General features: G+C 36.2%; 17 protein-coding genes. 5 read left to right on the top strand and 12 right to left on the bottom strand.

Translation table 11 applies throughout. The annotated features are described in order from the left end of the window. Nucleotides 1-333 precede the first annotated feature (333 nt). Both BN3282_RS05120 and BN3282_RS05115 read left to right on the top strand, forming a co-directional pair. Nucleotides 334-1,449 carry an anaerobic sulfatase maturase gene (locus BN3282_RS05120; protein WP_059067172.1) on the top strand — a complete coding sequence of 372 codons (1,116 nt, stop codon included), beginning with the start codon at nt 334-336 and terminating at the stop codon, nt 1,447-1,449. A gap of 118 nt (nt 1,450-1,567) precedes the next feature. Then, a complete protein-coding gene (locus tag BN3282_RS05115) occupies nt 1,568-1,810 on the top strand; it encodes a TIGR03905 family TSCPD domain-containing protein (protein WP_059067170.1) in 243 nt (80 codons plus the stop codon). 38 nt (nt 1,811-1,848) lie between these two features. On the opposite strand, the gene BN3282_RS05110 is transcribed toward BN3282_RS05115, so the two are convergent. The 8 genes from BN3282_RS05110 to BN3282_RS15305 all read right to left on the bottom strand — a co-directional run bounded on the left by BN3282_RS05110 (nt 1,849) and on the right by BN3282_RS15305 (nt 9,838). Then, nucleotides 1,849-3,366, bottom strand: coding sequence for a sulfatase-like hydrolase/transferase (locus BN3282_RS05110; protein WP_059067168.1), 1,518 nt, complete (start codon nt 3,364-3,366; stop codon nt 1,849-1,851). 5 nt (nt 3,367-3,371) lie between these two features. After that, a complete protein-coding gene (locus BN3282_RS05105) occupies nt 3,372-4,115 on the bottom strand; it encodes an ABC transporter ATP-binding protein (RefSeq protein ID WP_059067166.1) in 744 nt (247 codons plus the stop codon). A 12-nt stretch (nt 4,116-4,127) separates the two neighbouring features. Next, on the bottom strand, nt 4,128-4,892 hold the full coding sequence (locus BN3282_RS05100; RefSeq protein WP_059067164.1) for an ABC transporter ATP-binding protein: 765 nt from the start codon (nt 4,890-4,892) through the stop codon (nt 4,128-4,130). Continuing rightward, nucleotides 4,871-5,659 carry an ABC transporter permease gene (locus BN3282_RS05095; protein ID WP_059067162.1) on the bottom strand — a complete coding sequence of 263 codons (789 nt, stop codon included), beginning with the start codon at nt 5,657-5,659 and terminating at the stop codon, nt 4,871-4,873. The genes BN3282_RS05100 and BN3282_RS05095 overlap by 22 nt, the downstream gene beginning before the upstream one ends. Next, entirely contained in the window at nt 5,656-6,489 is an 834-nt protein-coding gene (locus tag BN3282_RS05090) for an ABC transporter permease (protein WP_059067160.1), read from the bottom strand. Before BN3282_RS05090 ends, BN3282_RS05095 begins: the two co-directional genes overlap by 4 nt. Before the next feature lie 143 nt (nt 6,490-6,632). Further along, nucleotides 6,633-7,709 carry an ABC transporter substrate-binding protein gene (locus BN3282_RS05085; RefSeq protein WP_082667479.1) on the bottom strand — a complete coding sequence of 359 codons (1,077 nt, stop codon included), beginning with the start codon at nt 7,707-7,709 and terminating at the stop codon, nt 6,633-6,635. A 129-nt stretch (nt 7,710-7,838) separates the two neighbouring features. Continuing rightward, a complete protein-coding gene (locus tag BN3282_RS05080; RefSeq protein WP_082667478.1) occupies nt 7,839-8,885 on the bottom strand; it encodes a LacI family DNA-binding transcriptional regulator in 1,047 nt (348 codons plus the stop codon). Nucleotides 8,886-9,598: 713 nt separating this feature from the next. Then, nucleotides 9,599-9,838 carry a helix-turn-helix domain-containing protein gene (locus tag BN3282_RS15305; protein ID WP_267304199.1) on the bottom strand — a complete coding sequence of 80 codons (240 nt, stop codon included), beginning with the start codon at nt 9,836-9,838 and terminating at the stop codon, nt 9,599-9,601. Between the two features lie 510 nt (nt 9,839-10,348). Here BN3282_RS15305 and BN3282_RS05075 point away from each other — a divergent pair. Next, on the top strand, nt 10,349-10,930 hold the full coding sequence (locus tag BN3282_RS05075) for a 5S rRNA E-loop-binding protein (RefSeq protein WP_059067155.1): 582 nt from the start codon (nt 10,349-10,351) through the stop codon (nt 10,928-10,930). Nucleotides 10,931-11,115: 185 nt separating this feature from the next. Next, nucleotides 11,116-11,823: an MgtC/SapB family protein gene (locus BN3282_RS05070; RefSeq protein ID WP_059067153.1), complete on the top strand. Its 708-nt coding sequence runs from the start codon at nt 11,116-11,118 to the stop codon at nt 11,821-11,823. 420 nt (nt 11,824-12,243) lie between these two features. Here BN3282_RS05070 and BN3282_RS05065 read toward each other — a convergent pair whose 3' ends face one another. Together BN3282_RS05065 and BN3282_RS05060 are read right to left on the bottom strand one after the other, a co-directional pair. Further along, the gene (locus BN3282_RS05065; RefSeq protein WP_059067151.1) at nt 12,244-12,741 is read right to left on the bottom strand and encodes a DUF6147 family protein; all 498 of its coding nucleotides are present in this window, start codon (nt 12,739-12,741) and stop codon (nt 12,244-12,246) included. Nucleotides 12,742-12,828: 87 nt separating this feature from the next. Continuing rightward, a complete protein-coding gene (locus BN3282_RS05060; protein WP_059067149.1) occupies nt 12,829-13,725 on the bottom strand; it encodes a DUF4367 domain-containing protein in 897 nt (298 codons plus the stop codon). A gap of 284 nt (nt 13,726-14,009) precedes the next feature. On the opposite strand from BN3282_RS05060, the gene BN3282_RS05055 reads away from it, so the two are divergent. Beyond that, on the top strand, nt 14,010-15,080 hold the full coding sequence (locus BN3282_RS05055; protein ID WP_059067148.1) for an undecaprenyldiphospho-muramoylpentapeptide beta-N-acetylglucosaminyltransferase: 1,071 nt from the start codon (nt 14,010-14,012) through the stop codon (nt 15,078-15,080). Nucleotides 15,081-15,147: 67 nt separating this feature from the next. Here BN3282_RS05055 and BN3282_RS05050 read toward each other — a convergent pair whose 3' ends face one another. Continuing rightward, nucleotides 15,148-15,693 (bottom strand): RNA polymerase sigma factor, encoded by a 546-nt coding sequence (locus tag BN3282_RS05050; protein ID WP_059067146.1) that lies wholly within the window; start codon nt 15,691-15,693, stop codon nt 15,148-15,150. A 13-nt stretch (nt 15,694-15,706) separates the two neighbouring features. Next, nucleotides 15,707-16,114 (bottom strand): HIT family protein, encoded by a 408-nt coding sequence (locus BN3282_RS05045; protein ID WP_059067144.1) that lies wholly within the window; start codon nt 16,112-16,114, stop codon nt 15,707-15,709. Nucleotides 16,115-16,134: the final 20 nt, after the last annotated feature.

The raw sequence follows: 16,134 nt of genomic DNA, 5'->3' as shown, positions 1-16,134 counted from the left end.
ATGTTCTTTTTCAGGTTTTCCCTGCATTGCGTTTGAGCACATTATAGCCCATCTTTCAAGGACTTTCCTCAAAAACCGTTTTACATTTTTCTACAAAAAGGAGACTCCTTACAAGCTATTATTCGGTCTCTTTTCTTTTTTGAAGAACTTCATAATCCGTTCTGCATCTTTTACTTAAGAATACATTTCCCTTACTTTTCTTAAGTCCCTTTCCTCTCTTTACATTGTCATTTTTATAGAGATAAACACGAATTTTGGCGTGCGAAATTTAAAATCTGTGTTACACTATATAGAGATACGAGCTATTTCTATAAAACAGATAGAGGAAAAAACATGTACTTACAAACCGTATTGATAAAACCCACTTCCAGTCTATGTAATATGCATTGCGATTACTGCTTCTATTGTGACGAAGCCGCAAAAAGGGAAACGGCTTCTTATGGAATGATGAGTGAACATACATTAAAAAATATAATCAAAAAGACTCTCTTCCAGGCACAGTCCGATATTTGCTTTGCCTTCCAAGGCGGAGAGCCTACACTGCGGGGACTTCCTTTTTTCCAAAAGGTGATTGACTTTGAAACTCGTTTTAACCGGAATACAGTCCGGATATCTAATGTTATACAGACAAACGGGCTTCAAATCGATACTGACTGGTGTAAATTCTTTAAAGAGAATCATTTTCTGGTTGGTATATCGGTGGATGGCACGCAAACAACACATGACATGTGCCGACATACGAAATCTGGCACATCTACCTACGCAAAAATAAAACAGTCTATCCATCTGCTAGAACAATACCAGGTAGACTATAATATCCTGACAGTTGTCAATGCCTTTACAGCTCCTGCAATCTGCGAGATCTATCAGGAATATAAACAAAACGGCTGGAATTACCAACAGTACATCACCTGCCTGGAACCATTGGGAGAAGAGGCACGAAAACACCCTTATTCATTGACTCCTTCCATGTATGGTAAATTTTTGATTCAACTTTTTGATATGTGGTATAAAGACTGGAAACGCGGAAAGGCTCCCTATATACGCCAATTTGAAAATTATATTGGAATCTTAATGGGCTATCCGCCCGAATCCTGTGAGCAAAGAGGGATCTGCAGCATGCAGGGCGTCATTGAAGCAGACGGCAGCGTGTATCCCTGTGATTTTTATGTTTTGGATCCATACAAACTTGGCAGCTTTAACGAAAATGCCATCTCCGATTTTTTTGAAAATAAAAGAGCAAAAGATTTTATCGAAGAATCGAAAAATATCAGCAGCGCCTGCAAAAACTGTGAATACTATACTTTATGCCGCGGCGGCTGCAAAAGAAGCAGAATAAAGGAACCGGACGGCACAGCTTATCGAAGTTATTTCTGTGAAAGTTATCGGATGTTTTTTGCTAAAGAGGGAAAACGCCTGGAAGAAATCGCAAAATTTTTAAGAAAGTAAATTCGTTATTTATATCTTACTGGTTGTAATTATCAGAAGAAACATTTATAATGCTGTTGTGTTTGCGGCATTTGTTTAATGCCTGTACATACTTTAAAACTTTTGAAAGGAGTCTTTTATGGATTATAAAACGAAAGGTGTTTGTTCCCAGAAAATTCATTTTGATATTGAAGATCATAAAGTGAGAAACGTATCTTTTTTAGGAGGCTGTAGTGGAAATCTCCAAGGAATTTCCCGTCTGGTAGAAGGAATGGATGTAGATGAAGCCATCCACAGAATTGAAGGAATCAAATGTGGTTTTAAAGCAACTTCCTGTCCTGATCAATTAGCAAAAGCATTAAAAGAAGCAACCGGGAAATAAACGGCTGCTTCTTTATGATTGAATCACACTTCCTCTTTTTAATAATCTCTGGGCTTATTCGTCCCTTTGCTTAAATATTCCTGTAATATGTACTCGCTATCTCCATCAAAGAAATTATCTTTCTCGTCTTTCACCCAGTCTCTCAGCATCTTATCCAATTTATTTTTTAATGGGAGATGTTTTTCTGAAAATATCAGATTTTTTGTCTCATATGGATCTAATGCCAGATCATACAATTCTGCAATGTCTTCTTTATTCACCGTATACTTATATCTAGATGTAACTAAAGATTTCGCTACATTTCTTTCTATATGTCCATATGTTTCACTAACTAAAAATTTCCTTCTCTTTTTAAAACCGGATGCTTCCAGCTCCAGAAGATTCTCTCCATCCGGCTCATAATCAAAAGAAAGTCCTGCTGCTGCCAGAATCGTAGTAGGTACATCCAGGTTACTTACCAATGCGTCTGTGACCTGTTTTGGTTTGATTCTTCCTTTATAACTCATTGCCAGCGGGACACGCATAACCTCTTCTGCCATATAGCTTGCTTTATCAAACTTCCCCCCCTGACATGCAATTGCATCCCCATGATCTGCAGTCCAGATGATCAATGTATTCTCATCCAATCCAAGCTCTTTTAACTTTCTGATTACTATTCCAATTGCATCATCTACCATTGTAGAATGTGCGTAACACCGCGATAATAAGAGCTGCCACCGTTCCCACGGTATAGGATTAGGATAGATTAAATTTCCTTTACTATCAGCAATTCCTAAATTATGTTCCTTTCTATAACAGGAGGGTTTTTCTAATTGTGCTGAATCAAATGTAGGATACTCTGGTATTTCCTCTGGCGGGTACATATCTGCATACTCTTGTGTCACAAAATATGGTGCATGCGGTCCCCATAGATCCAATCGCAGGGAAAATGGCCTGCTGTTCCCTTCTACTTTTATTTTTTCTAATCGTTTACATACCATATCTGCAAGGAAAAAAGATTCATGTGTCTCCTTAGGCGTTAAAAGGATACCCGATGCCTCCTCATTTGTCCATTCCTTGTCCTGAACATATAGTTCTCCCGGTTTAAGATCCAATCTCCATGGATCCATTGTACATTCCACTCTTATCTTAGGACTTGGCAAATGATATTCTTCCAAATAGTCCTTATATTCCTGTGTCAGATAAGGATTACCATATGAAGGATAGCAAAACCCCTCACATCCATGATCTAATGCTGTTCCAACTCCGGCATGCCATTTTCCGTAATAATAATTTTTATATCCATTTTCTGTCAGAATATCTAAATACGTTTTTTCCGAAAATGGAACGTTTACATCATTTAATATTTCTCCATGGTGATGAGAATATAAACCTGTCAGTATGCACCTTCGCGTCGGCCCACATAAAGGATTTGTAGAATATGCTCTTGTAAAATCCACTCCACTTAAAGCAAATTCTTCAAAATTATCTCTTTTTATTTTAGGTCCCATATCCCAGCCATGTCTATAATAAATTTGATGATCTACCATTATATATAAAATATTCGGTTTATTCATATACTTTACCACCATTTAATCTGTTCTGTAATATAATTTCTTATTTCTATAAATCTAGGATCATCTACTCTCCTAGGATGCGGCAGATCAATAATTACCTCATCCTTTACCTTTGCCGGTTTATTCGATAAGATAAGTACTCTCTCTGCCATATAAACTGCCTCTTCTATATTATGTGTAATAAAGATGATTGTTTTTTGCAATTCTTTCCAAATCCTGATCACTTCGTCTTCCAGATAAAACCTTGTCTTAACATCCATCTGTCCATAGGGTTCATCCATCAACAGCAAATCAGGCTCTACAGCAAATGCCCTTCCTATTACTATCTTTTGTTCTGAACTTGTCGATAATTCTGCCGGATAGGATTTTCTATATTTTTGTAAACCCATTAAGTCTAGTATCTTTTCTGTCTGTTCCTGAATATACTGCTTATCTTTATTTTTTGCCTTCAGCCCATATGCGATATTTTTTTCGACAGTAAGCCAGGGTAAAGCCGACGGTTCCTGAAAAATAAAGGACAGATTATGCTTTCTAGGACTTGCTTTCTCCCCGTCTATCAAAACCTCGCCTGATGTAGGTTCCAGCAGATTTGAAAGCACATTTAAAAAAGTCGTTTTCCCGCATCCTGTAGGCCCTACCACACATACGAATTCTCCTTCTTTGATCTGAAAGCTGCAATCTTCGATTACCTTTAAATCTCCGAAAGATTTACATAAATTATTTACTTGAACTTTTACCTTCTTCTCCACAGCATTCTCTCCTCATCGTATGACCAAATCTGTATGGTTGCTGATCTCTTCACGTATTCTAAGGAATTCCTGATTTGTGTAATCTCTTGGACGCTTTAATTCTTTCAGATCATAAATCCCTTTTACTTTCATAGGACGTGCGCTAAAAAGGATAATTCTGTCACCTAAATATACGGCCTCTTCTATATTATTTGTAACGAAAATAACTGTCTTTTTATTTTGATTCCATATTTTTAGGATTTCCTCCTGCATGGAATACCTTGTCTGTGCATCTAATTGTCCGAATGGTTCATCCATCAGCAATATTTCAGGATTACTTGCATAAGCTCTTGCTATACCTACTCTTTGTTTCATCCCCCCGGATAGTTGTCTCGGATAATGCTTTTCAAATCCAGTAAGTCCTACCAGGTCAATATATTTTTGTGTTTTTTCATATCTCTCTTTTTTGGGAACTTTACGAAATTTGTCTGCAAGCGCAACATTATCACGCACCGTAAGCCATGGCATAATTCCCAATTTTTGAAAGATAAAACCTATATTTTTATTAATACCCTGAGATAATGTCCCATCAATATAGACCTCTCCCCCTGTCGGCTCCATTAAACCTGCTATAATATTGAGCAAAACTGTCTTTCCACATTCTCCCGGCCCCAATAAAACAAGGAATTCATTCTCTTTTACATCTAAGCTTACGTCTTCGATCGCTATTTCATATGACTTTTTTGTTAAGAATGCCTTACTGATATTCCTGATTTCTAATTTATTTCTTCTTTCCATGGACATAATTTCCTTTCTGCAAGTGTCAATAGCCAGGATAAAATTGCTCCAATCATACCGATCATAATCATTGCTAAAATGACCAACGATAAATCTGCCACATCAGAACCTCTGATAATCATAAAGCCCAGACCTGAATTTGCTGAAATCATCTCAGCTGCAAGCACAACTATCCATGCTGTTCCCATAGCTGTTTTTACACCTGCCATGATAGCGCTTAATGAACACGGCAGTACAATTTCCTTAACGATCTGAAATTCCGTTGCGCCAAATGCCCTCGCAACATCAATATTTAATCTAGGAATCAGCCGAACTCCAGAATAAGTATTTACAACCACCGGCATTAAAGTTCCTACAAAAATCAATGCGATTTTAGAGGATTCTCCTATTCCAAACCATAGTGTCATAAGAGGAATCCAGGCAAGCGCAGGTACCGGACGAATCAATTCAAATATAGGTTTCAGAAGATCACAACACTTTTTATTCCAGCCGATCAATAAACCAAAAGGAATACCAAAAATACAGGCTAACAGCAAACCGCTCAACACTCTCTTCATACTCGCCCATATATGCCCCATTAATGTAATGTTATTGATGGGCTTTTCTAATAAACGTTTACCCCGATCTATTACATCCGCAGGGGCAGGTATAATCTTCCCTTCTCCGGAAACTAATATCCATAACAAAAGAAAGAGCATAATAGAGACAAGCGGCAAAATATTCAGGATAATTTCACGTGTTGAAAATTTTCTTGTATTTTTTTTCATTTCGTATTTATCCTCCATTTCAGGACATAATTTTCAATCTTACTCAGACCGAAAGTCAATCCCAGGCCAATCAGACCTATTACTAACATACCTGCAATAATAATATCAATCCTGCCATAATTTCTGCCCATAAAGATCATATATCCCAGGCCACTGCTGGATGCCAACATTTCAGCCGCGATCAGAGTCCCCCAGCCATTTCCCAAAGCAATCACCATTCCTGCAAATGATAAAGGCATTGCAGATGGAATTCCGATCGTCAAGAATATCCTCCAATTAGAATAGCCACATGTTTTGGCATAATTGATATAAACCTGGTTCGTTTCCCTAATGCCAGTATAAGAATTAATCACAATGGGTACAAATGTAGTGAAGAAAATAATAAAAGATTTCGCTACTGTTCCTATACCTAATAACACAATGACAATCGGTATCCACGCAATAGGCGGGAGAGGTCGAATCAATTCAAAAATTGGTTTTATAAATTTATCCAGAGGCCTATACCATCCCATCAATAATCCAAGCGGCAATCCGACAATCAGAGCTAGAAAAAATCCTATCATAGCAAGTTTGAAACTAGATAAAATATTTTCAATCAACGTATTCCCATCTGGTCTAGGATCACCAATTTTCGTTATTATGGCATCAATAACCTGTAATGGCGACGCCAATACATCCCCACTTACAATCTTTAAACTACACAATAACTGCCAAACACATAGAAATACAGCAATACTGATAATTCCACACAAAATGGTTATCCGCTTCTTTCTTTTTGCTTTCTTCCTGAGTATGTAAACCGCATTTTCCATATTCGCCGGATTTTCCATATAATTTCCTTTCTCTAATACGTTTGACTAAACGTAAGTAATGATATAGGGGACAAAAAAGTTTTTGACCCCAGTATCAAATAATTTAAACCTTATCGGGCATAGCCTTCTATCCGAAAAACATGTATTACAGTATGCCTATACTATTCTACAAGTTTTTCCATAAAAGAACTATCATAACTGTCTTCTTCCAACAACGCTGCCTTTTCTTCTTCTGTATAATTTCCCATAGCAATATAAATATCCATTACTTCCGCAAGTCTATCCTGTAAAACGGTTCCATTCTCACCTTCTGCAAAGTATTCCATTTGTTCTTGTGGTGACGGAATATCTATAACCTGTGCATTGACAAACTTTAACGCATTTGCTTCATCTGTTGCTACTCCATTTGCTTCTGAAAATTCCACAAACATTTTTGCTGCTTCTTCCGGATTATCTTTTATCCACTGAACACCTTTCATATAAGCACGTATCCATTTTTCTACAACCTCTGGACGTTCCTCCAGAATTTTTTCACTTGCCGTAATCGCACATGGCAAAAATATTTCCTGACTTTCCCCTGTAGTTGCCGGGATCCAGCCTTCTTCTTCTGCATTAAAGTAAAAAGAAGCATTCGCCTGTACCATATCTCCACTGCCAGATTTAAAAGCTGTAAATGCTGGAGAAGAATCCATATTTGTACGAACAACATCATCAATTGTAAGTCCCAGTTTATCCAACGTTTTTATTAACAAAATATCTGTTATCGTTCCCTGTGTATATAAAATTTCAGCATCTTTCCAATCTTCCGCTGTTCCATAACACCCTGTATCCTCATGAAGACCATCCTTCGCAATGGAACTGTCCTCTTTTGTCCACAGACCCATCAATGCTCCATCATCAATGCTAATGCCGATAATTCTCAAGTCTTTCTGTGCAACTCCCAGAACAATTCCTCCAAATCCAGTTGTCCCTATATCCCACGCGCCTGTCTGATAAGCTTCCATCTGCGGAGGCGCACCGATATATACTAATGTCTCTACATCCAATCCTTCCTCTTCATAATATCCATTTTGCTCTGCTACATATGCAGGAAGACCATGTCCCGATGGATGAACACTGATTGTAATAGAATTCTCTTCCCCTTTTCCTGCATCTTTATCTTTATTTCCCCCTGAACATGCTGTCATACTTAAAACCATAGCAACCGCTAATAACATACTTAATATTCTCTTTTTCATACTTTTATTCCTTCCCTTTTTTGAAACGTTTCATTTAGTTTTTAAATATATTCGGGTATCAAAATAAATTTTTGAAACCCGAATTTCAGAATTTAAATTTTAAAATACGTTCATAAAAACTATTTTTCATCACTTTGTTAAATCCTTTACTGTTTCTCCAGTTATAATATTTCCTTTTACAAATAACTTTTTCTTAATTTTATCTTCCTCCATTCCCTTATCTCTTGCTTCTCTGATTTTCAAGTACATAAGCGTAGCTTTCTGGATCACTTTATCGAATCTTCTGTCGTAGGTAGAAAGTCGTTTCGGTGTAGCCGCTTTAGGATAAAAATTCCCAAAACTCATAATTGACACATCCTCAGGAATACGAATACCATATCTTATGCAGGCATTGTAAAAACCAATAGCAAAGCTATCATCTCTAGGAAATACCAACCCAGGAAGTCGATTAGATAAGATCATTTGTTCTGCCGCCTGATACCCAACCTCCATATCATTCTCCGATCTTTTATATTCCTGCTTTTTATACTCTATCCCCCTCTTCCTACATTCTAATTCTATCCCAAGCCTTCTGTCTCTGTTAGGTGACAGCATAGATTCTTCTGCAATATCTAAATATGTAATCTCTCTATGACCTCTTTCATAAACGAAATCTACCATACTTTTCGCAGCATATTGATTGTCAACAGCAACATACGGAAGCGTACAATTATCTAAATATCGTGCCAGAAAAATAATCGGAATCTTTTCTGTCTCAGCCAGCTTTCTAAAATATTCTTCATTCTCAAGTGATTCAAAAAATATAAACAACCCATCCACTTTGCTGCTAAGCATTGCCTCACAGTTTCTTCTTTCTCTCTCACTATCATTACGGGACGTTGCCGTAATAATTCTACATTTATGCTGTTCAGCAAATGTCTCCATAGGCATCAACATCTTTGTCTCAGCAACATTTTCTATATTACTCACGATCAATCCAATCAAACTTGTTTTGCTTGCTGCTAATCCTCTTGCCTGGTAATCAATACGGTATCCTAATTGACGCATTGCCGCATAAACTTTTTCTTTATTTTTTTCTTTTACGTTACCCTTTCCTTGTATCACATTAGAAACTGTTCCTAATGACAGCCCTGTGAGTTTTACTATATCTTTGTAAGATGACAATTTAACCTCCATATGAAACGTTTCATTTTATATTCTTATACTAACATCCTATTTACATTTTTGTCAATTATTAATTATTTAACTTTATATTTTTGTGCAATATACACTAAAACTTTTAGATAAAATAAGCTAGAAAAGAAATAGAATTCAACTGTCAAACTCCAGGGTTTGTAGGTTTTTCAAACATATGTTACTCCCCGCTCAATAAATTCTCTCAGGACAGTTTGTGGTGATTTCTACCCCAGAACTCTCACGGGAAACTGGTTATAATCTCTACGGTTATAGGTTTGAAACTGCTTAGAAAAAACCTCAAAGGAATAGAAAATATACGAGGCATAAAACCGTTCATTATCCTTGCGGTGGCTGCGTTCCACTCTTCCGTTATGATGTGGTGTAAAGGAGGAATCAGCTTGTGACGTATTCCGTTTAACCTGTGTTGAAATAACGTCAGTGTCTCCTTGCCGGAAGTGGAAAAAATCGGCATGGGAAAGCGCCTAATGAGGTGTTCCAGAAACTGCGTATAGGAATATGTGCTGTATTCTTCACAGACTTCTACATAACGCCAACGGAAATATTCGTCGATTGCAGTATATTGGTAGACTTTTCCCTTTCGCCTCATTGACAAGGCTGGAGGCTGGAACGAATTTTACATCGATCTGGATACGCTGACCGGGATATTTCATCTGCTCATAAGGCTTTGGAATGTATTTGGGGTTGGGAAGCTTCTAACCCATGATTCCCTGTTTCTTCGGGAAACGATACAAACCGGAAATGGAACATTTATAGCCACACTGCATGAGTTTCCCCCAAAAGATGACCGGACTGGCATGAGGATTGCGTCTACGCATATCATGGATAAGCTTGATTTCTTCTGGGGTATGCCGGTTGGGATGGTGATAAGGGCAGCGTGAGCGGTCGCGCAGGGATTCTATCGTGCCGTCATAGCGTCGTTTCCAGCGATAAATATACTGACGATTAGTTTTATATTCAATTTAAGTTTTAGAAACGCCATGCTTTTCGGCGAAACAGATCAGAGATAGACGATACCTCATATCTTGTGTTATACTTGCCATGCGGGAATCCTTTCTTTCTAGTTGGATTTTGGTTTGGCGATTAAAATATAACACATAAAAGGTATTCTCGTCTTTTAAATTATTCAGTTGTAACACATGTATTGTAATCCTACAGACTGGTTTGTCAAACTCTAGGACTTAACTTGCTTTTTCTAATAAAGTGTGCTATTGTAAATAGAACATTTAAATATTAAAAAGAACCGTCTTAAAGAAGGGCTTTTGGTATTACGCTGACCAGCGTTATATGAAGAGTTCTTCTTTTTTATTTTATACTAACTTAGTGCTTATTCTATCTGTCAAAAAATGATTTTGGATATTTAAAAAAACTGCTTTATGGTATTAAACGTACCGATCAAGGGTGCATTTAATATAAAATTTCAAATTATAAGGAGGAAATGGACAATGGAAAATATTTATGTTCAAAAACGAGATTTCACCGTAAAAGCGAAAAAGATGAGACAGATTGGAATGGTTCCGGGAAGTGTATTTGGCAAATCTCTGCCAGAGTCTATCTCCATTCAGATAGACGAGAGAACTGCCCGTAGATTAATTCGTAATAAGCGGGAAGGCAGTAAATTAAAACTTGACCTCGATGGTCAGATCATCCCCGTACAAATCAAAGAAAAAACTATAAATACACTAAATAATGAAATCCTTCATATAAGTTTTCAGGCTCTGAAGGTAGATGAAAAGGTCAATAGTGTAATCCATATCATTCTGAAAAATACAGAGAAAATTACAGAAATGCTGGAAAGTATGTTGTTGGAAATCCCCTATTCTTCTTTCCCTGAAGATATGATCGATACAATCACTGTTGATGTTGACGGAATGAGCGTAGGTACTGTTATAACTGTTGACGATATTCCGGAACTGATGAATGAAAAAATCGACTTACAAGTTGATAAAAAGGACATCATCCTTAGGATCAGTGATAAAAAGTACACAGTCAAAAAAGATGCAGAACAAAAAGTCACAAACGCATAAACGGCTTGTAATGATCACAGCAAAATGAACAGTTAAAGAGCTTGGACCGTCTCGCCATCATTGGTACAGATAGTACAAGCTCTTTTCATATATGATAAAAAACATATATTCCTGGCTTTTACGCAGAGATTGATTTCTGCAGTAAACACAACAAAATATCTATTTATACAGGAGGAAAGCTAAGTTTGAATACACGTGAAATTGCAAAAACTGTCGGTCTGCTGCAGGAGATTTCCTTGCTTTCTGTAATTATACGGCTTGCTTTATCTGTTTTAATAGGCGGAATCATTGGAACAGAACGTGGACTCAGAAACCGTCCCGCCGGCTTTATGACATATGTATTAGTATGTTTGGGTTCTACTTTGATTATGCTTACAAATCAATACATTTCAAGTATTATCCCGGGAACCGACCCTACTCGTCTTGGTGCGCAAGTAGTCAGTGGGATTGGTTTCTTAGGAGCCGGTACAATCATCGTTACAAGAAAGGATGAAATACGCGGACTAACAACTGCCGCTGGACTCTGGGTTGCCGCTGGACTCGGATTAGCAGTAGGCGTTGGATTTTATGCTGGCTCTATTGTTGGATGCTTGTTTATTGTTTTTGTGCTTGTAAGCCTAAAGAGAATTGATATTTACATTAAGCAGCACGCAAAAAGCATGGAAATCTATTTAGAGTATGATTCATCTTTTTCCATACGTACTTTATCTGAATTTGTGGAAAAACAGGGATTTGAATTATTTGATATACAAAGAGGTAATGTAAAGAGTTTAAAAAAAGAACTGGGAACACTTATCTTTTCCCTAGGTCTCCTTAAAAGAACAAATCATCAAGACGTATTAAAAAGCCTTTACACTATAGAAGGCGTTGAATATGTCAGGGAACTATCTTAATATAAATTGATATGCCTCAATTATAATTGGTTCTTACTATCGCTAAAAAACGATACCAGCATGCAACCCCTATTAATCTATTGGATTTGATCCAAAAAGAAAATCTTGGACTATTAAAACCAGCGGAACAATATGGACTTTCTTTTAGTTTCCTCTTTTCTACATATACAATATGGTAGATATGCGAGGCAATTACACAAGGAATAACTGATGAGGCAGGTATGTCTGTCAAAAGAATAGAACAAATGAAAAGCCCCTTCCCTTGAATTCTGAAAGCAGACGCTGTAACTTGCGTATAGTTTGTGGTGTTTTCTCGGTACAGGTTTTCTATAATCAATCAATGGTTAATAGTTCCTGTTACGCTGCATCACAGCATCTGCTTTCAAAACTCAAGAGAAGGGCATTTTAATCTTAGAAAAATTATGGGACTAAGATACCGTCAGTGAAGGAATAAGTTTCTTCTAAAGGTTCAGTATCCATCCCTGCAAAATGTTCAGCATGCACCCTATAATAATATCCTCTGTCTACAGTAATTGTCTTTGAGGTGGCAATAAAATAGGTATCTCTATCTTCTACCATCCAATTATCAATTTGTTCCCATTTTTCTGTCTTTTCATTATAACGATCAACATAAATAATAGCTGCCACATAATCAACATAACTATCAGCTGTTGTCGCCGCATATACGTATATACGATTTCTCCCTGCTTTAGTTATGGAACACTCTCCGTCCATCAGATACTCGCCTCTAAGTATATCTGAAGGACTTTTTCCTATAGAAGTATCTTGTGTAGTCAGATACGATCCATCTACTTGTATTACCTCATTATCCATAGCTTGTACATCTACGATAGATACTGTAAATACAAAGCATAACACAATAACACTACTTACAATAGATAAAATTCTTTTTTTCACTTTTCCACCTCATTTGTATTACTTATTTGTCCTAATTTGTTCTTCTTAATAAGTAAACAACTGAAGTTCTAAAAACTTACGCGGAAATTATAAAAATCTTAAATTTTGGATAATTTTTTCAAATTCTTTCTTTTCCATAACTCCCTTGAGCTGATAATGTATTCCCTTATAGCTAAATTTTGCATTGTATCTATAAGAATCTTCTTTTTTATACTCTTCAATACTTATATTTGTACTATTCACTTGCATGCTGTATTCCTCTGTTAATTCATCTAATTCCTTCTGTCCTAATGATGAATCTGCAGAATTTAAGTAAATAATATATTTTACTATATTATCATTATAACTATAAAACAGCTGTGCTTTTTTTTGTTCTTTATCTATGTTATAATTCTCTAATGTCATTTCTATAGGTTTATACCCAAGTCTTACTGCTGAAATCCCAAAGCTTTTATTTATCTCCTTATAAACTTTGCTATCTTCTACATCTTCTGTTTTTTGTACCTCCATATCTTCCACATTTATAACTGCCGCTTTTTCATCACCTACAGCTCTTTCCCACAGTACTTTCCAATACGATTTACTTCCTATACTTGTAAGTCCACTTCCCAAAACAAGTATCAGCACAGCTGCAAACGCTATAAATAGATACTTTTTCTTTTTTCTTCGATAAATGGTAACAGTACCTGAGATATTTTTATTATCTTTTGTAAAATATTTTTTGTTATTTTTCTCTGCAAGCAATTTATCTGGCTCAGGCATAAGTTCTCCTGCAAATTCCGTATCATCTGCATGAATAACTGTTCTATTCTCTTTCTCTGCCCTTTTCTTCTCATACTCTTCTATTTTTTTTAAAAATGCTGCATCAAATTCATCCGAAACTTGTATACCTTTTAAAGCCGGATCCTCTGATACTTCCTTTTCTATTTTCTTCGCCTCTTTCTCTATTTCTTTCTGCAGTGATAATTTTTTATATTTATTCATTCATCTGCCTCTTTTTATATTTATTTCTCCTTGACTTTTTATTAAATAAGGTTAATATGAAAATATATCTAATGGAACAGTGCTTTCCTTTTCTATTATATAATGAGCAATAAATTTGTATCCATTATTATCTAACTATATACTCTGCGAGAATATGCAGTAATAAAAATTCTCTGTTCTACAGTTACCTGATCCATATCAAATCTCGCAGATAACCTGAATTGGTTTTATCAGATATATGCCCTATTGTCTATATCATTATTTTAAATTTGGAGGTTTTCATTATGAAACGTATTATTCTTACCGGTGGAGGGACAGCCGGTCATGTTACTCCGAATATCGCCCTGATTCCCAAACTTAAAGAGTTAGGTTATGATATTCAATACATAGGTTCTTATACAGGAATTGAAAAAGAGTTGATAGAACCTTTTGGAATTCCTTATCACGGCATTTCCTCCGGAAAACTCCGGCGTTATTTCAGTGTACAAAATTTTACTGACCCTTTTCGTGTACTAAAAGGTTTTGGTGAAGCCAAGTCTCTTATAAAACAATTAAAGCCTAATATTATCTTTTCTAAAGGTGGTTTTGTCTCTGTTCCGGTTGTACTTGCAGGGAAAAAAAATAAAATCCCTGTAATTATACATGAATCAGATATGACCCCGGGACTTGCCAATAAAATTTCAATTCCCTCTGCTGCCAAAGTATGCTGTAATTTTCCAGAAACATTAGAAGCGCTTCCGAAAGAAAAAGCTATTCTGACCGGCTCTCCCATTCGCCAGGAATTACTATCCGGAAATAAAATCGCAGCTATGGATCTATGTGGTTTTTCTTCTGATAAACCAGTGATCCTTGTAATCGGAGGAAGTCTTGGCTCTGTAATTGTCAATACAGCGGTACGCCAGTCTCTTCCAGAACTTCTGAAAAAATTTCAGGTTATCCACCTATGCGGAAAAGGAAAACTGGATGATTCCCTTTCTCATACAAAAGGATACTGCCAATTTGAATATATAAAAAATGAACTGCGTGACATATTTGCACTTGCTGATATCGTTATTTCCAGAGCCGGTGCCAATGCTATTTGTGAATTACTAGCACTGAGAAAACCAAATCTCTTGATTCCTTTATCTGCAAATGCCAGCCGTGGAGATCAGATACTAAATGCGCACTCTTTTGAACGTCAAGGATTCAGTATGGTGCTTGAAGAAGAAAATCTTTCTGCAAAAACCCTATTAGATTCTGTTCAAGAGCTTTACAACAATCAAAATGCATTTATAGATGCTATGCAAAATTCTGATCAGCAGGATTCCATTCACACGATCATTGATCTTATCGAAGAAGTCAGTCTAAAATCATAATATAATAATTCACGAATACTGAATGTAAAATGTTCGATTTTTGGGCATATCTTACATTCAGTATTTGTCAAAACCGATTTAGTTCCTTATATTCTACTTCAAAATTTTTCTTGATCCATTCTCTGGCTCTATGTAAAATACTATGCAGAACTTCAACACTTATCCCCATCTTTTCTGCAATCTCAGCTTGTGGAATTTTCATATAACATGCCAACATAATGGCTTCATACCATCGTTGATTCTTTTCCATTAATGCCAGAAATATAAATTCATGAAGCTCTTTACGATCTGTTTCAAGCACCTCTTTCATATATTCATCTTCTGTACTCTCTCTTACTTGTTCTAATATACTGACTGTATCATCTTCATTTTCATAAACTTCTCTTACTATTTTCCTCTTGTAATTCAAAGCATCGTTCTTAGCCGTTGTATATAACCACGAAGAAATGTTCTTCTTTTCCATATTATGATAATGTATGTATAACTGAAGGAATGTATTCTGTGCAATATCTTCCGCCGCATTGTAATCTCCTGAATACTTATACGCTACCTTAAGAATGAGATTCTTATACTTATTGTAAATCTCATCAAATTCATGATTGCCTGTCAACATTCTTTCTCCGAATTTACTTTATTTTTTCTAAAATTTCTTTTTTGTCCGCTTCTGATAATTCACCCATTTTCCACCCAATACCGACATTATCTCCTTTATATCTTGGAATTAGATGCATATGAAAATGAAATACCGTCTGTCCTGCTGCTTCCTCATTATTTTGAACAATATTATATCCGTCACATCCTAAAATATCTGTCATCTTCCGGATCATTGTTTTTGCTAAAACAAATACCTTAGAAGCTAATTCATTATCTAAATCATATAAATTTCTATAGTGATCTTTGGGTATAATAAGTGCATGTCCTTTCGATGCCGGACTTAAATCAAGAATCACTCTGAAATCTTCATCTTCATAAATAGTAGCTGATGGTATTTCTCCGGAAGCAAGTTTACAAAAAATGCAATTATTATCTTTCATAATAAGACCTCTTTCCCAAT

Origin of the sequence: Mediterraneibacter massiliensis (genome assembly GCF_001487105.1) — a bacterium.
In the GTDB taxonomy this organism is placed as follows: Bacteria; Bacillota; Clostridia; order Lachnospirales; family Lachnospiraceae; genus Mediterraneibacter; species Mediterraneibacter massiliensis.
Note: the sequence above shows the minus strand (reverse complement) of the source record. Positions and strands in the feature narration are given on the sequence as shown.

Bases quoted from the DNA above. Each gene is read 5' to 3' on its own strand.
- BN3282_RS05120 (WP_059067172.1), top strand. From the start codon at position 334: ATGTACTTACAAACCGTATTGATAAAACCCACTTCCAGTCTATGTAAT.
- BN3282_RS05115 (WP_059067170.1), top strand. From the start codon at position 1,568: ATGGATTATAAAACGAAAGGTGTTTGTTCCCAGAAAATTCATTTTGAT.
- BN3282_RS05110 (WP_059067168.1), bottom strand. From the start codon at position 3,366: ATGAATAAACCGAATATTTTATATATAATGGTAGATCATCAAATTTAT.
- BN3282_RS05100 (WP_059067164.1), bottom strand. From the start codon at position 4,892: ATGGAAAGAAGAAATAAATTAGAAATCAGGAATATCAGTAAGGCATTC.
- BN3282_RS05095 (WP_059067162.1), bottom strand. From the start codon at position 5,659: ATGAAAAAAAATACAAGAAAATTTTCAACACGTGAAATTATCCTGAAT.
- BN3282_RS05090 (WP_059067160.1), bottom strand. From the start codon at position 6,489: ATGGAAAATCCGGCGAATATGGAAAATGCGGTTTACATACTCAGGAAG.
- BN3282_RS05085 (WP_082667479.1), bottom strand. From the start codon at position 7,709: ATGAAAAAGAGAATATTAAGTATGTTATTAGCGGTTGCTATGGTTTTA.
- BN3282_RS05080 (WP_082667478.1), bottom strand. From the start codon at position 8,885: ATGGAGGTTAAATTGTCATCTTACAAAGATATAGTAAAACTCACAGGG.
- BN3282_RS05075 (WP_059067155.1), top strand. From the start codon at position 10,349: ATGGAAAATATTTATGTTCAAAAACGAGATTTCACCGTAAAAGCGAAA.
- BN3282_RS05060 (WP_059067149.1), bottom strand. From the start codon at position 13,725: ATGAATAAATATAAAAAATTATCACTGCAGAAAGAAATAGAGAAAGAG.
- BN3282_RS05055 (WP_059067148.1), top strand. From the start codon at position 14,010: ATGAAACGTATTATTCTTACCGGTGGAGGGACAGCCGGTCATGTTACT.
- BN3282_RS05050 (WP_059067146.1), bottom strand. From the start codon at position 15,693: ATGTTGACAGGCAATCATGAATTTGATGAGATTTACAATAAGTATAAG.
- BN3282_RS05045 (WP_059067144.1), bottom strand. From the start codon at position 16,114: ATGAAAGATAATAATTGCATTTTTTGTAAACTTGCTTCCGGAGAAATA.